This window comes from Methylosinus sp. shoA (assembly GCF_059718125.1).
The window spans coordinates 3,084,816-3,099,348 of the sequence record NZ_AP046091.1 but is presented as its reverse complement, the minus strand read 5'-3'; the positions used below and the strand labels follow the sequence as shown (position 1 = coordinate 3,099,348).

The following is a 14,533-nucleotide window of genomic DNA, read 5'->3' as shown; positions in this document are numbered from 1 at the left end:
GCTCGCGGCGGGCCGCGCGGCGAGGGACGGCCGGGAGCCCGCGCCCGCGACGCCTCGATCGGGCGCAGTCGGTTCGGACCGCGCATTCGGGGGCAGGCCAAGGCAAATCGAGAAAAGGCGCCAGAGATGCGTGATCCCATCGAGGTCTACAATCAATATCTGATCCCCCAGGTGATCGAGAACACGAGCCGCGGCGAGCGCGGCTTCGACATTTATTCACGCCTGCTGCGCGAGCGGATCATTTTTCTGACCGGTCCCGTCGAGGACCATATGGCCTCGGTGATCATCGCCCAGCTGCTGTTCCTCGAGGCGGAGAATCCGAAGCGCGAGATCTTCCTCTACATCAACTCGCCAGGCGGCGTCGTCACCTCGGGCCTCGCCATCTACGACACGATGCAATACATCCGTCCGAAGGTCGCGACGCTCTGCATCGGCCAGGCGGCGTCCATGGGCTCGCTGCTGCTGGCGGCGGGCGAAGCGGGACAGCGCTTCGCTCTGCCCAACGCCCGCATCATGGTGCATCAGCCCTCCGGCGGCTTCCAGGGCCAGGCGTCGGACATCCTGCGCCACGCCGAGGACATCATGAAGATCAAGAAGCGACTGAACGAGATCTATGTCCGGCATACGGGCAGAGACTACGACACGATCGAGAAGACGCTCGATCGCGATCACTTCATGTCGGCGGAAGAAGCGAAGGACTTCGGCATCGTGGATCATGTTCAGGTGAACCGTCCCGAAGAGCAGTCCGAAACCAAGAACTAAGAAAAGACCCGCGCGCGCCCCCCGCGAATGGGGCGGCGCGCCGTCGGCTCGTATCGGGGCGCGCATGTTTCGTAAGATCCTCATCGCAAATCGTGGCGAAATCGCCTGCCGCATCATCAAGACCGCGAGACGAATGGGAATAGCGACCGTCGCCGTCTATTCGGACGCCGACGCGGACGCGCTCCATGTCGAAATGGCCGATGAGGCGATCCGTCTGGGACCGCCGCCCGCCGCGCAATCCTACCTGTTGATCGACAAGATCATCGCCGCCTGCAAGGAGACCGGCGCCGAGGCCGTGCATCCGGGCTATGGCTTCCTCTCGGAGCGCGCCGCCTTCGCCACCGCGCTCGCCGACGCGGGAATCGTCTTCATCGGCCCCAATCCCCGCGCCATCGAGGCGATGGGCGACAAGATCGAATCGAAGAAATTCGCCTCCGCCGCCAGAGTGAATGTGGTTCCGGGCTATCTCGGCGTCATCGAGAACGGCGACGAGGCCGTGCGCATCGCCGATGAGATCGGCTATCCGGTCATGCTGAAAGCCTCCGCCGGCGGCGGCGGCAAGGGCATGCGCATCGCCCATAAGGCCGACGAAGTGATCGAGGGTTTTACCCGCGCGCGCTCCGAAGCGGCGTCATCCTTCGGCGACGACCGCGTCTTCATCGAAAAATTCATCGTCGATCCACGCCACATCGAAATTCAGGTGCTCGGCGACAAGCACGGCAACGTCATTCATCTCAACGAGCGCGAATGTTCGATCCAGCGTCGCAATCAAAAGGTGATCGAGGAGGCCCCCTCCCCGCTTCTCGACGAGGAGACGCGCGCGGCGATGGGCGCGCAGGCCGTCGCCCTCGCCAAGGCCGTGAATTACGATTCCGCCGGCACGGTCGAGTTCGTCGCAGGGCAGAACAAGAGCTTCTACTTCCTCGAGATGAACACGCGTCTGCAGGTCGAGCATCCGGTGACCGAGCTCATCACCGGCATCGATCTCGTCGAGCAGATGATTCGCGTCGCCGCGGGCGAGCCGCTGTCGCTGCGCCAGGAGAAAGTGACGATCAACGGCTGGGCCGTCGAGAGCCGCATCTATGCGGAGGACCCGACGCGCAACTTCCTACCGTCGATCGGGCGTCTCGTGAAATATCGCCCGCCGGAAGAAAAGCGCGACGGCGCCATCACCGTGCGCAACGACACGGGCGTCGCGGAAGGCCGCGAGATCTCGATCCATTACGATCCGATGATCGCGAAGCTCGTGACGCACGGCCCCGACCGCCTCTCGGCGATCGACGCGCAGGCGGGCGCGCTCGACCGCTTCGTGATCGACGGCATTCGCCACAACATCCCCTTCCTCGCCTCGCTGATGCAGCATGAGCGCTGGCGCGAGGGACGGCTCTCCACCGGCTTCATCGCCGAGGAATATGCGGGCGGATTCGCGGCGCCGGAGCCCGACGGCGAGCTCGCTCATGTTCTCGCGACCGTCGCGGCGCTCGTCGACCACATCGGCAATCAGCGCAAGCGCCAGATCACCGGCCAGCTCGCCCATGGGCGGCCGTTCGAGTTCGAGAGCAGCCGCGTCTGCGCGCTCGGCGACAAGCAGTTCCCTGTGACGCTCGACACGCAGGGAGAGGCGCTGATCGTGCATTTCGATGGCGAGGCGCGCACGCGGAGGATCTCCTCGCCCTGGCGTCCCGGCGATCCCGTGCTCGAAGGAACGATCGACGGCGCGACCATCTATGTGCAGGTTCGCCCGATCCTCAACGGCTATCAGCTCGCCCACCAGGGCGTCGCGGTCGACGCGCGCGTCTACACCAAGCGCGAGGCCGAGCTCGCCGCGCTGATGCCCAAGAAGACCAATGTCGGCGCCTCCAAGCATCTGCTCTGCCCCATGCCCGGTCTCGTCAAGACGATCGACGTGGCCGAGGGCCAGGAGGTGAAGTCGGGCGAGCCGCTGTGCATGGTCGAGGCGATGAAGATGGAGAATGTGCTGCGCGCCGAGCGCGACGTGACCGTCAAGAAGATCGTCGCCAAGCCCGGCGACAGCTTGGCCGTCGACGCCGTGATCATGGAATTCGCCGAATAGCGGCGGCGCCGGCGACAAAAATCCACGAGCCCGGCAAATGCGCCGGACTTTTTTCATGTCCAATTGACGCGTCGCGCTTAGCCTGCCCGAGCCTTTCATCGGATCATTCGAGGCGAGCCATGAAGCATGAGCCGCGCGCGCGAGCGAAGCTGCAGCGTCACGGTTTTTCCGCGGCCGTCCTTCTTCTCGCCGTCTTCTCCTTCGCGCCGACGGCCCGCAGCCAGAGCGCGCCGTTGCGGCTCGTCATCCTGGGCGACAGCCTGAGCTCGGGCCTCGGCGTTCCCGATGGCTACGGCTTTGCTCCGGCGCTCGCCCGGCGCCTGCGCGCCGACGGCTATCGCAATGTCGATATTTTCAACGGCTCCCTGCCGGGGGATACGACATCCGACGCCGCCACCCGCATCGCCGCCGACCCGCACGGCTATTCGGCCGATGTCGCCATCGTCGAGCTCGGCGGCAACGACATGCTCACGCAGACCGATCCGGCCGTCGTCGAGCGCAATCTGAACTGGATCATCGACGGCTATGAGCGCGAAGGCGCGCGCGTCGTCATCGGCGGCATGCTGTCGAAGCCGGAGCTCGGCTTCGTCTACAACGTCACTTTCGACCGGCTCTATCCGCGGCTCGCCGCGCGCTGGGGCGCCTCGCTCTATCCCTTCTTCCTGCAAGGCGTGTTCGGCCATCCGGCGCTGATGCAGGAGGACGGCGTCCATCCCAACGCCGCCGGCGTGCAGCGGATCGTGGCCGGAATCGCGCCGCTCGTCGAACGCAATCTCGATGCGGCGGCGGCGCGCCGCAAGCTCGCCGACGCCCGTTGACGTTGCGCGGCGGGCGATGACGGTCGCCCGCCGCGCCTCACGACGCGGCGGCCGGACCGACCGGCGTGGCGCGCAGGGTACGTTCCTGGAACAGGCCGTGCAGCGCCTCCCAATCGAGGACCAGCTCTCCGCCCGACGCCTCGAACTGCTGCTCCCAATTGGCGAGCAGATCGAGACAGGCGTGGTCGATAAAGCTCAGCCGGCTCAAATTCACATGGACGCGCGCGTCCGGCGGCAGCGCCTCCAGCGCGCCCGCGAGGGTCGGCAGAGCGATGAAGGTCGCCGCGCCGACGAGCGCGATATCGAAATGGTCGGCGCGCTCCTCGACCTTCACGTCGAAGCGGGAGAATGTATAGAGCAGGCGTGCGACCGACAGGCCGACGCCGACCGCGAGACCGGTGAGCACATCCGTGGCGACGACGGTGACGAAGGTCGCCGCATAGACGCCCGCCTCGGCGCGGTCCTGCCCCCAGAGGATCCTCACGAATCCGAGCCGAATCAGCCTGACGCCGGCATAGACGAGCACGGCCGCGAGGCTCGCGACGGGAATGAGCTTGAGCACGCCCGGCAGCAGGACGATGAACACCAGGATCCACACGCCGTGCAGCATCGTCGCGAGCCGCGTGCGCCCGCCGGCCATCACATTGGCCGAGCTGCGCACGATCACGCCCGAGACCGGCAGCACGCCGAGAAAGCCGCAGAGCACATTGCCGACGCCCTGCGCCACGAGCTCTCTATTATATCGTGTGCGCGGCGTATGGCGCTGCATCGCGTCGACCGCGGTCGCCGTGATGAGCGATTCGGCGCCGGCGACGAAGGCGATCGACAGGCCCGCGATCCATAGCGCGCCCTCGCCGAATCGCGACAGAGCGGCGCTCGTCGGCAGCGTGACGGCGGCGAGGAGACTGTCCGGCGCCGGCACGAATTTGAGGCCGAGATCGAAATGCCAGGCCAGGGCCGCGCTCGCCGTGACGCCGATCAGCGGCGCCGGCAGCGCGCGCAGGCGTTTGGGCGCGAATTCGCTCCAACCGGCGATCAGCGCGATGGTGAGGAGGCCGATCAGCGCCGCCGGCCGGTGCTCCTCCATCGTCACGCCTTTCCAAACGGCCTCCGGCAGCCAATAGAGATTGACGACGCCGCCGAACTCGCGCCCCGCGCCCGGCGGAATATCGTCCACCATCACATGAAATTGCGAGGCAAAGATCAAGAGGCCGATGCCGGCGAGCATTCCCTGGATCAGCGCCGGCGAGACGGCGCGGAAGATCGGCCCGAACCGCAGCGCGCCGGCGGCGAGCTGCACGAGGCCGCAGATGATGACGATGACGCCGATCGCGTCGAGGCCGAAATCCTTGACGAAGACCGCCACCATCACCGCCGCGCCATTGGCCGCGCCGCTCACCTGCAGCGGGCAGCCCGAGAGCAGGCCGACGACGATGCCGCCGATCGCGCCGCTGACGAGGCCGACGGCGGCGGCGTTCTCGAACGGATAGCCGGCGACGAGCGCGAGGCCCATCGAGAGCGGAAGGGCGACGAGAAAGACGACGATCGACGCGAGAGCGTCGTCACGCAAACGGACGAAAAAAGACTCTCTCGGAACTTCTGCCGATGACATTTCGCATCTCCTGGACGTCGTCGCGGATCAAACCTCGACGCGGCGCAAAACCTCCGACGCCGCCGGCGCGGCGGAGGGCCGTTTCGTGAGCAGGACGAATTGCAGCGCGCTCGGATCGTAGCCGAATACTTCGCCGGTCTCGATCTTGTAGACCCAGCCGTGCAGTTTCAGCCTGCCTTGCGACAGCGCCGAAGCGACGGCCGGATGGGTGCGCAAATTCTCGAGCTGGGCCAGAACGTTCTCCTGGATCGCGATGTTGAGCTTCTGCGTCGAATCATGATCGCGATATTTGTCGCGCATGATGCGTTTCGTCGCCTCCGCATGCGACAGCCATTCGGTGAGCGCCGGAAAATCCTCGGCGGGCGGCGGCGCGAGCAGCCCTTTCATCGCCCCGCAATGCGAATGGCCGCAGACGATCACATCCTTCACGCCGAGCCCGGCGACGGCAAACTCGATCGAGGCCGCCTCGCCGCCGCGCACCGCGCCATAGGGCGGCGCGAGATTGCCGGCGTTGCGCAGGATGAACAGCTCGCCCGGCTGTGAATTGGTCAACAGGCAGGGGTCGATGCGCGAATCCGCGCAAGTGATGAACAAAGTCTCCGGCGATTGGCCCTCGGCGAGGCGCTCGAACAATTCGCGCTGGTTGCCGAAAACCTCGGATTGGAAATGATGCAGCCCTTCGATCAGCTTTTGCATGGCTCGCCTCCTATGCGCAAAGGCTACGGCAGGCTTCACATATCGTAAAATAGATTATATATATTTTTTCCATCGATATTTTGGATAGGTCCATGGACCGGCTCAACTACCAGCACCTGTTCTATTTCTGGAACGTCGTGCGCGAGGGCGGAGTTTCCCGCGCGAGCGAGAAGCTGCGCCTCGCCCAGCCGACCATCAGCGGCCAGCTCGCCATCTTCGAAAAGGCGATCGGCGAAAAGCTGTTCCGCAAGCAGGGCCGCGGTCTGGTGATGACCGAGACCGGCCGCACCGTGTTCAATTATGCGGACGAGATTTTTTCGATCGGACGCGAGCTGACCAAGGCGCTCGAGAACCGCTCCGGCGCCCGCGACCCACGCTTGAGCGTGGGCGTATCGGACGCGCTCCCCAAGCTCCTCGTCTATCGGCTGCTGGAGCCGGCCATTCCCGGCGGCGCGCAGCCCGCCCATATCGTCTGCCACGAGGACAAGCTCGAGCGCCTCTTGACCGAATTGCCGGTGCATGGCGTCGATCTCGTGATCTCCGACGCGCCGGCGACGAGCGCCGCCGACTCGCGCATCTACAATCATCTGCTCGGCGAGAGCGGCGTCGCGGCCTTCGCGGCGCCGGCGCTCTATGTGCGCTGCGCCGACGGTTTCCCGCGCTCGCTCGACGGCGCGCCTCTGCTGCTGCCGACGACCAACACTGCGCTCAGGCGCTCGCTCGATCAATGGATCGACGCCAACCGGCTGTTCCCCTCCATCGTCGCGGAGATCGACGACAGCGCGCTGCTGAAGACCTTCGCGGCCGCCGGCGCCGGCGTGCTCATGGCGGCCGTCGCCGTGCGCGACGCGATCGAGCGGCAATATGGCGTCCGGCTCATCGCCACGCTCGAGGGCGTCAGCGAGCGATTCTATGCGATCACCGCGCAGCGCAAGGTGAAGCACCCATGCGTCGCCGCGATCCTCGAGGGCGCGCGCGACTGGCTGACGGGCGAGGCGTCGTGACGAGCGACGTTTCGCGCTCTTCGGCGCGGGCGTCATATGTGGACGGCCCCTCGGGGCAGCAGCGGAAGCGCTCGGCGCGCTCAGGCTCGCTCGCCGATCAATCCGCCCAAGGTCGAATGAGAGGCGAAGATCATCACGCCTCCCGTGAGAGCGACCGCGGCCACCAGCAGGAAGAAGGCGGCGGGCGAGAAGCTCGCCCAGAATCCCCCGAGCCAGCCCGCGGCGAGCGCGCCCAGAAAATTGCTCGCGAGCCAGAGGCCCATCACCGACGAGCGCTCCAGCGCGAGGCGCGAGACCAGCGAAAGGGCGATCGGCCAGAAATGCAGCTCGCCGAGCGTGAGCAGCGCGAAATAAGCGACGAGCCACAGCGTCGAGGTCTTGCCGTCGGCATTCATCCAGGCCGCCCCCGCGAGAATCGCATAAGAGAGCGCGAGCCCGAGGCAGCCGAGCGCCAGCTTGCGAAGCGTCGACGGCTCCCGCCCTGCTCGCGCGAGACGACTCCAAAAGGAAACGAGCGCCGGCGTGAAGAGGAAGATCATCAGCGGATTGATCGCCTGGAGCCAGGTCACCGGAATCTCGCCGCGCCAGACGAGAAGATCGACGCTGCGATCGACGGAGCGCGCCGCGAAGAGCGCGATCGTATTGCCCTGCTGCTCATAGGCGGCCCAGAAGAAAGCCGAGGGCAGGAACAGGAGCAGCAGTCCCGTCATTACCCGCGCGAGATCATGCGCCGGCGCCGGATCGCTCCGCCTCTCGCGCGGCGGATCGGGCGGCAGCAGGGGCAGGCCGAAGAGATAAACGGCGAGGCCGACCGCCATGCCGATTCCGGCGCTGGCGAAGCCGTAATGCCAGCCGAGCCGCTCGCCGAGCGTTCCGGCGACCAGCGGCGAGAAGAAGGCGCCGATATTGACGCCGACATAGAAGATCGAATAGGCGCGATCGCGTCGCGCGTCGTGCGCGTCATAGAGGCCGCCGACCTGCGTGACGATGTTCGGCTTGAAGGCGCCGTTGCCGAAGACGAGCAGCGTCAGCGCGATCAGGAAGAAGGATTCGACGGCCATCAGAAAATGGCCGGCGACCATCAGCGCCGCGCCGAGGACCACTGTCCGGCGCCGGCCGAGCCAGCGGTCGGCGAGCACGCCGCCGAGGATCGGCGTCAGATAGACGAAGCCGGTGTAGAGGCCATAGATCTGCGAGGCGAAGGGCTGAACGTCGAGCGGGCCGGAGACGGATTCGAGCAGGCGGCGCAGAGCGGCGAGCCCGACCGCCTCGCCCGAGCGCGCGGGATCGATCAGCAGATGATCGACCATATAGAGCACGAGCAGAGCGCGCATTCCATAATAGGAGAAGCGCTCCCACATCTCGGACGAGAACAGGATCGTCAGGCCGCGCGGATGACCGAACCATTCGGCGCTCCGCCCGAGGCCGGAACGCCTCTCCTGCGCCGCGGTCGGCGGAACGGTCATGCGCCCGGCGCGAGATAATCGAACACGACCTCGCCGAGCGCGAGCGTGAGATCGGCGGTGAAATGAACCGCCGAGACCACCTCGCGTACGGGCAGCCGCGCCACGTCGCAGGCGACATGCGAATAGAGATCGATCGCCGCGGGCGAGGCCCACGCGCCTTTCATTGCAATGTCGGTCATGTGGTAGCGCACGAGCTCCAGCACGCGCGGCGAGCCGTCGACATGGGGAATGATCTTCAGCAGGAAGTTCGGCCGACGAAGAGATTCGGCGATCGGCGCCGTCTCGAGAATGCGATGCTTGTAGCCGATCGAGGCGGAGACGCAGAGCGCCTTGCCATAACGCAGCGTGCAGACGATCACATCGCCGTCGTGCTCGATCTTGGGCGAGGCGAGCTTCTTCGGAAAGCCCCACAGCTCGCGTCCGCCGGCGATGGGCGCGTCATCGTCGAGATACATGGCGTGGACGTAAGCGCCCGTCTCGCCCTTGTAGCGCACCGGGATCACTTGGCCGGTCTCGGTATAGTCGCCGAAGCCGGTCGAATCGGGCATGCGAATGAATTCATATTTGACGATCGGCTCGTCGACTTCGAGCGGTTCCGGCACCACCGCCTCGAGCGCTTCGCGATCGGTACGATAGGTGACGACGATGAACTCGCGATTATAGAAACGATAAGGCCCGCGCGGATAAGCGGGATTGGTGAGCGGCATGGCGAAGGCCGTGTTGCGCACGTCGTCGATCTTCATGTCGGCGGCTCCGTGAAGCGGATGAAACGAAGCGATTAGATAGCGCGGCCTCGTGACGAGCGCAGTTCACGCTCATCATCCCGCCCGTCGTTGCGAGGAGCGAAGCGACGAAGCAACCCAGGGGCCGCCCCACGGCTCTGGATTGCTTCGCCTTCGGCTCGCAATGACGGATTGCCTGGGGCGACGCGCGCGTCAGCCTTTGCTCGAAAGCTGCGGCAGAGCGGCGAAGAATTCGAGCGCTTCCGGATTGGACAGCGCGCCGACATTCTTCACCGGACGCCCGTGCACGATCTCCTTCACCGCGAGCTCGACCAGCTTGCCGGAGCGCGTATGCGGCAGGTCCGGCGCCTCGATGATCACCGAGGGCACGTGGCGCGGCGAAGCCTTGTCGAACAGTTCGCGCCTGATCCGCGCCGCGAGCACGTCGTCGAGCGAAGCGCCGTCGCGCGTCTTCACGAACAGCACGATGCGCGTCGTGCCCTCCCACTCCTGATCGATGGCGAGAGATTCGAGAATCTCCGGCAGTCGCTCGACGATATTGTAGATGTCCGCCGTGCCGATGCGCACGCCCTGCGGATTGAGCGTCGCATCCGAACGGCCGTGGATGAGGAAGCCCTTGTGCTCGGTTTCCGTGGCGAAATCGCCGTGACGCCAAATCCCCGGATGCTCCGAGAAATAGGCCTTGCGATATTTCTCGCCGTCGGCGTCGTTCCAGAAATAGATCGGCATCGACGGAAAGGGCTGCGTGCAGACGAGTTCGCCCTCATGGCCGATGACGCGCTTGCCTTCCTCGTCCCACACTTGCACCGCCATGCCGAGGCCGGCGCATTGAATCTCGCCGCGATAGACGGGGCTCCAGGGATTGCCGCAGACGAAGCATGAGACGATATCGGTGCCGCCGCTGATCGAGGCGAGCTGCACATCCGCCTTCACGTCGCGATAGACATAATCGAAGCTGTCCGGCAGCAGCGGCGAGCCGGTGGAGGCGATGATTCGCATGCTGGAGAGATCATGGCTCTCGCGCGGCTTCAGCCCGCTCTTCTCGATCTGCTTCAGATAGCCGGCCGACGTGCCGAAGAAGGTCGCCTTCTCCTTCGCCACATAATCGAGCAGCAGCGCGCCGTCCTTGCCGGCGGAGAAAAAACCGTCGTAGAGCAGCAGCGTCGCCTCGCTCGCGAGACCGCTCGCCAGCCAGTTCCACATCATCCAGCCGGTCGAGGTCGCATAGAAGAAACGATCGCCGGGCGCGATGTCGCTCTGCAGCCGATGCTCCTTCAAGTGCTGCAGCAGCGTGCCGCCCGCGCCATGCACGATGCACTTCGGCGCGCCCGTCGTGCCCGAGGAGAACATGATGTAGAGCGGATGATCGAAGGGCAGACGCTCATAGCGCATCGTCGCGCCCTCGTGCGCGGCGAGCGCCTGCGGCCAGAGCTGCGCATCGCCGAGCCCGTCGAGCGAGGGCGAGGCGCTCGTATAGGGTACGAGCAGGATCTTCTGCACGCTCGGAAGCTTCCCCGCGATCTCGCGAATATTGTCGGCGCGATCGAGCGTCTTGCCCTTGTAGAAATAGCCGTCGACGGCGATGAGGATGCGCGGCGCGATCTGGCCGAAGCGGTCGAGCACGCTCGCGACGCCGAACTCCGGCGCGCAGGAGGACCAGACCGCGCCGAGCGAGGAAGCGGCGAGCATGCCGATGATCGCCTCCGGCCCATTATGTATATAGGCGGCGATGCGATCGCCCGGCTCTACGCCCTGCGTGCGGAAGAAAGCGGCGAGCGCGCCGGCCTGCCGCTCGATCTCTCCGAAGGAGAGCCGGCGTTCGACCTGATCCTCGCCCCAAAAGACGATCGCCTCGGAGTCCGCCGGACGCGGACGCAGAAGATTTTCGGCGAAATTGAGCCGCGCGTCGGGGAACCAGCGGGCGCCGGGCATTTTGTCGGGGTCGATGAGCGCGCGCCGGCCCTTCTCGCCGATGACGCCGCAGAAATCCCACACCGCCGACCAGAAGACGGCCGAATTTTCGAGACTCCACCGATAGAGCCCGTCATAATCGAAGCGCTCGGCGAAACCCTGCGTCGCCTCGATGGATTGCGCGAAACGGGTGAGCGTGGCGTTCTTCCGGCGATCGAGGTCGGGCTTCCAGATCGGCATCGACTTGTCCTTCCGGCGCGGCGTGAGCCTTCACTCATAGAAGCTCCGAAATCCGCGCGATAGGGGATCGGGCCGGCTTATTTTGAGCCGGGCCCGAGGAGGCGGACAAGCTTTGCTTTCGGGCTCTGGCGCCGCTATCTTGGGCGCCGGCGCGAGTCTTTCGGCTTTGTTCATCTCTGGCGGAGCATTCTCGCGCTCGTCCGATCGGACCCCTCGCACAGGAGATCGCAATGACGAAGAAGTTGATCGCCGCTCTGGCCCTGGGCTTCGCCGTGGCCATGGCCCCGCTCGCCGCCTCGGCCCATCCGTCGCGCCACCGGCATCATCACCACCGTCACCATCAACATCATCACCATCACCATCATCATCACCACCATCATCGCTGATGGCGTGAGCCCTCGCCGCGCGCCGTCCGCATTGCGAGCGGCCGCGGCGAGGGCGGAACGTCTCGTCCGCCTGTTTCGGCCAAGTAACGGACATCAAGAAAGCGTTCGCGGTCGAGTAAGCATGATGCAGGACGAGCGATCGAGAAATCCGACGGAAACACGGAGGAGACGATCGCTTTGCCAATGTCGGCCTCGGCGGAAGAGGGCGACGCTGAAAGAACGCCTGTTGCGCCCTCGGCTAAGTCACGGAACAACCGAGCCCCCGCGGCGTCGCGCGCCCTCGCCAGATCGGATTTCACCGCGAAAGCCCGGAATCACTCCCACTCGATCGTCCCCGGCGGCTTGCTCGTCACGTCATACACCACGCGATTGACGCCCGGCGCCTCGTTGATGATGCGCGTCGCGGCGCGGCCCAGAAAGCTCATGTCAAAAGGATAGAAATCCGCCGTCATGCCGTCGGTCGACGTCACCGCGCGCAACGCGCAGACATGGTCGTAGCTGCGACCGTCGCCCATCACGCCCACCGTGCGAACCGGCAATAGAACCGCGAAAGCCTGCCAGATCTCGTCATAGAGTCCCGCTTTGCGAATCTCGTCGAGATAGATCGCGTCCGCTTTGCGCAATATCTCCAGCTTCTCGCGCGTCACCACGCCGGGGCAGCGGATCGCGAGGCCCGGGCCGGGGAAAGGATGACGGCCGACGAAAGCCTCCGGCAGACCCAATTCGCGGCCGAGCGCGCGCACCTCGTCCTTGAACAATTCGCGCAGCGGCTCGACGAGCCGCATATTCATGCGCTCGGGCAGGCCGCCGACATTGTGATGCGATTTGATCGTCACCGACGGTCCGCCGGAGAAGGACACGCTCTCGATCACATCCGGATAGAGCGTGCCTTGCGCGAGAAATTGCGGCGCGCCGCGTCCGTCCGAGGCGATTTTTTTCGCCTCCTCCTCGAAAGTCTCGATGAACAGGCGCCCGATCGTCTTGCGCTTGGCCTCCGGATCCCCGACGCCGTCGAGCGCTGCGAGAAATGTCTCCTGCGCCTCCACATGCACGAGCGGAATATTGTAATGATCGCGGAAGAGACGCACGACCTCTTCCGCCTCGCCCGCGCGCAACAGGCCGTGATCGACGAAGACGCAAGTGAGCGCGTCGCCGATCGCCTCATGGATCAGCACGGCGGCGACGGCGGAATCGACGCCGCCAGAAAGGCCGCACAGCACGCGGCCGGCGCCGACCTGCCGGCGCACCGCTTCCACCGCCTCGCCGCGGAACGCCGCCATCGTCCAATCCGATTTCAGCCCCGCGACATTATGCACGAAATTGGCGATGAGCCTGGCCCCATCCGGCGTATGCGCCACCTCGAGATGGAACTGCACGCCGTAATAGCGCCGCGCCTCGTCGGCGATCGCCGCCATGGGCGCGTTCTCGGACGCGGCGATGACGCGAAAGCCTTGCGGCAGGCGCGTCACGCGGTCGCCATGGCTCATCCACACCGGATAGCGGCCGCCCTTCTCCCACACGCCGGCGAAGAGCGGGCTCTCCTCGATCACGCCGAGCTCGGCGCGGCCGAACTCGCGATGATGGCCGCCCTCCACCGCGCCGCCGAGCTGCGCCGCGAGCAATTGCTCGCCATAGCAGATGGCGAGCGCCGGAACGCCCGAATCGAAGATGCTCTGCGGCGCGCGCGGCGAGCCTTCGTCGGTGACGGAGCACGGGCCGCCGGAGAGGATGACGGCCTTGGGGCGGATCTCGGCGAAGGCGCGCTCGGCGCTCTGGAACGGCGTGATCTCGCAATAGACGCCGGCCTCGCGCACGCGGCGCGCGATCAGCTGGGTGACCTGCGAGCCGAAATCGACGATCAGCAGCTTGTCGTGCCGATCGGCGATCTCGTGGTGGAAGTCGTCGGCGACGGTCATGCCTGTTCTTTCGCGCTCGGGAGCGCTCGTCATGATCGACGGCGCAATTCGGACGAAGCGAGAGGCGCTCTCTCCCGCCGATCGGACTGAGACGGAGGCGTTTCGAGAACGCGGTCGAATTCTGACTACCCCCCACAGTCGGTCGGGCGCAAGACGCATTGGTCGAGCCGCCCAGCGCCCCTCCCCCGCTGGCGCGGGAGAGAGAGAAGGTTGCGCGCTTCATGGAAACTGCGCGAATTGGCCGATGAGTTGTAATTTTGCCCTCTCTCGCGCTCAGAGCGTGCGGCATGCAGGCCGCGCCTCGTCGGAGGCGCATCGAGGGCACAGGCGCGACAATGTGTGATCTTTTTCGTGCGGCGCATCGCGCCCGGCTGCGGGCCGCGGGCGTCGCCGGTGCAAAAAAAGTAGCGCGGCCCCGAATGGCGACCCCGGCAGGATTCGAACCTGCGACCTACCGCTTAGAAGGCGGTTGCTCTATCCGGCTGAGCTACGGGGCCGCGACGCGGAAAGCGCAGAGCTGCGGGAGCAAGGCGTCAATGCGTCCACTGACCGACGCGCTGCGTCCGGAAATTGTCCGAATAGGAGATGATGCGCCGCGCTGCGCCGGGCCTGGGCTCCTCGACGCGATAGACGAGGAAATTGCGTTCGGCGTAGGCGATCGCCTCTTCCTTGGTGGCGAATCGCAGCCTGATCTGCGCCTTCGCATCGGAAGAGCTGGTCCATCCCATCAGCGGGTCGAGCTCGCGCGGCGTCTCTCTCTCGAACTCCAGCACCCAGGGCTTGGCGGGTCCCGGGCCGGACTGGGTCGCGCTGGGCGTCGGACGGTGGATGCGTGCGGTCATATCGGCCCTCGGCAAGATGCGGCTCTACGCCGATCGAATGAAACCTCTGCGACGGCGGGAGCA

Annotated in this window: 12 protein-coding genes and 1 tRNA gene; 5 read left to right on the top strand and 8 right to left on the bottom strand. The window is 65.7% G+C overall.

What is annotated here, in order from left to right:
- Positions 1-126 precede the first annotated feature (126 nt).
- The 3 genes from AC6IW9_RS14140 (at position 127) to AC6IW9_RS14130 (ending at position 3,654) form a co-directional block, all read left to right on the top strand.
- Positions 127-762 carry an ATP-dependent Clp protease proteolytic subunit gene (locus AC6IW9_RS14140; protein ID WP_497764487.1) on the top strand — a complete coding sequence of 212 codons (636 nt, stop codon included), beginning with the start codon at positions 127-129 and terminating at the stop codon, positions 760-762.
- A gap of 64 nt (positions 763-826) precedes the next feature.
- A complete protein-coding gene (locus AC6IW9_RS14135; RefSeq protein ID WP_497764486.1) occupies positions 827-2,836 on the top strand; it encodes an acetyl-CoA carboxylase biotin carboxylase subunit in 2,010 nt (669 codons plus the stop codon).
- 119 nt (positions 2,837-2,955) lie between these two features.
- Positions 2,956-3,654 (top strand): arylesterase, encoded by a 699-nt coding sequence (locus AC6IW9_RS14130; RefSeq protein WP_497764484.1) that lies wholly within the window; start codon positions 2,956-2,958, stop codon positions 3,652-3,654.
- A 37-nt stretch (positions 3,655-3,691) separates the two neighbouring features.
- Here the strand turns inward: AC6IW9_RS14130 and AC6IW9_RS14125 are convergent, their stop codons facing one another.
- Together AC6IW9_RS14125 and AC6IW9_RS14120 are read right to left on the bottom strand one after the other, a co-directional pair.
- Complete coding sequence (locus AC6IW9_RS14125; protein WP_497764482.1) at positions 3,692-5,266, bottom strand: SulP family inorganic anion transporter; 1,575 nt, start codon at positions 5,264-5,266, stop codon at positions 3,692-3,694.
- Between the two features lie 27 nt (positions 5,267-5,293).
- A complete protein-coding gene (locus AC6IW9_RS14120; RefSeq protein ID WP_497764481.1) occupies positions 5,294-5,962 on the bottom strand; it encodes a carbonic anhydrase in 669 nt (222 codons plus the stop codon).
- A 92-nt stretch (positions 5,963-6,054) separates the two neighbouring features.
- Here AC6IW9_RS14120 and nhaR point away from each other — a divergent pair, with 92 nt between their 5' ends.
- Entirely contained in the window at positions 6,055-6,966 is a 912-nt protein-coding gene (gene nhaR, locus AC6IW9_RS14115; protein ID WP_497764480.1) for a transcriptional activator NhaR, read from the top strand.
- An 80-nt stretch (positions 6,967-7,046) separates the two neighbouring features.
- Here nhaR and AC6IW9_RS14110 read toward each other — a convergent pair whose 3' ends face one another.
- The 3 genes from AC6IW9_RS14110 to AC6IW9_RS14100 form a co-directional block, all read right to left on the bottom strand.
- Entirely contained in the window at positions 7,047-8,432 is a 1,386-nt protein-coding gene (locus AC6IW9_RS14110; RefSeq protein ID WP_497764478.1) for a peptide MFS transporter, read from the bottom strand.
- On the bottom strand, positions 8,429-9,175 hold the full coding sequence (locus AC6IW9_RS14105) for an acetoacetate decarboxylase (RefSeq protein WP_497764476.1): 747 nt from the start codon (positions 9,173-9,175) through the stop codon (positions 8,429-8,431). The genes AC6IW9_RS14110 and AC6IW9_RS14105 overlap by 4 nt, the downstream gene beginning before the upstream one ends.
- 192 nt (positions 9,176-9,367) lie before the next feature.
- Positions 9,368-11,326, bottom strand: coding sequence for an acetoacetate--CoA ligase (locus AC6IW9_RS14100; protein WP_497764475.1), 1,959 nt, complete (start codon positions 11,324-11,326; stop codon positions 9,368-9,370).
- 230 nt (positions 11,327-11,556) lie between these two features.
- Between AC6IW9_RS14100 and AC6IW9_RS14095 the strand changes: the two genes are divergently transcribed.
- Positions 11,557-11,712, top strand: coding sequence for a hypothetical protein (locus tag AC6IW9_RS14095; RefSeq protein ID WP_497764474.1), 156 nt, complete (start codon positions 11,557-11,559; stop codon positions 11,710-11,712).
- Between the two features lie 314 nt (positions 11,713-12,026).
- On the opposite strand, the gene guaA is transcribed toward AC6IW9_RS14095, so the two are convergent.
- From guaA to AC6IW9_RS14080, 3 genes are all read right to left on the bottom strand, one after another.
- Positions 12,027-13,628, bottom strand: coding sequence for a glutamine-hydrolyzing GMP synthase (gene guaA, locus AC6IW9_RS14090; RefSeq protein ID WP_497764472.1), 1,602 nt, complete (start codon positions 13,626-13,628; stop codon positions 12,027-12,029).
- Positions 13,629-14,048: 420 nt separating this feature from the next.
- Positions 14,049-14,125, bottom strand: a tRNA-Arg gene (locus tag AC6IW9_RS14085).
- 36 nt (positions 14,126-14,161) lie between these two features.
- Positions 14,162-14,470 carry an ETC complex I subunit gene (locus tag AC6IW9_RS14080; protein ID WP_497764470.1) on the bottom strand — a complete coding sequence of 103 codons (309 nt, stop codon included), beginning with the start codon at positions 14,468-14,470 and terminating at the stop codon, positions 14,162-14,164.
- Positions 14,471-14,533: the final 63 nt, after the last annotated feature.

What these genes read in the sequence shown, in the direction of transcription:
- AC6IW9_RS14095 (WP_497764474.1), top strand. Translation starts at nt 11,557, where the DNA reads ATGACGAAGAAGTTGATCGCCGCTCTGGCCCTGGGCTTCGCCGTGGCC.
- AC6IW9_RS14130 (WP_497764484.1), top strand. Translation starts at nt 2,956, where the DNA reads ATGAAGCATGAGCCGCGCGCGCGAGCGAAGCTGCAGCGTCACGGTTTT.
- AC6IW9_RS14135 (WP_497764486.1), top strand. Translation starts at nt 827, where the DNA reads ATGTTTCGTAAGATCCTCATCGCAAATCGTGGCGAAATCGCCTGCCGC.
- guaA (WP_497764472.1), bottom strand. Translation starts at nt 13,628, where the DNA reads ATGACCGTCGCCGACGACTTCCACCACGAGATCGCCGATCGGCACGAC.
- AC6IW9_RS14105 (WP_497764476.1), bottom strand. Translation starts at nt 9,175, where the DNA reads ATGAAGATCGACGACGTGCGCAACACGGCCTTCGCCATGCCGCTCACC.
- AC6IW9_RS14080 (WP_497764470.1), bottom strand. Translation starts at nt 14,470, where the DNA reads ATGACCGCACGCATCCACCGTCCGACGCCCAGCGCGACCCAGTCCGGC.
- AC6IW9_RS14125 (WP_497764482.1), bottom strand. Translation starts at nt 5,266, where the DNA reads ATGTCATCGGCAGAAGTTCCGAGAGAGTCTTTTTTCGTCCGTTTGCGT.
- AC6IW9_RS14100 (WP_497764475.1), bottom strand. Translation starts at nt 11,326, where the DNA reads ATGCCGATCTGGAAGCCCGACCTCGATCGCCGGAAGAACGCCACGCTC.
- AC6IW9_RS14110 (WP_497764478.1), bottom strand. Translation starts at nt 8,432, where the DNA reads ATGACCGTTCCGCCGACCGCGGCGCAGGAGAGGCGTTCCGGCCTCGGG.
- AC6IW9_RS14120 (WP_497764481.1), bottom strand. Translation starts at nt 5,962, where the DNA reads ATGCAAAAGCTGATCGAAGGGCTGCATCATTTCCAATCCGAGGTTTTC.
- nhaR (WP_497764480.1), top strand. Translation starts at nt 6,055, where the DNA reads ATGGACCGGCTCAACTACCAGCACCTGTTCTATTTCTGGAACGTCGTG.
- AC6IW9_RS14140 (WP_497764487.1), top strand. Translation starts at nt 127, where the DNA reads ATGCGTGATCCCATCGAGGTCTACAATCAATATCTGATCCCCCAGGTG.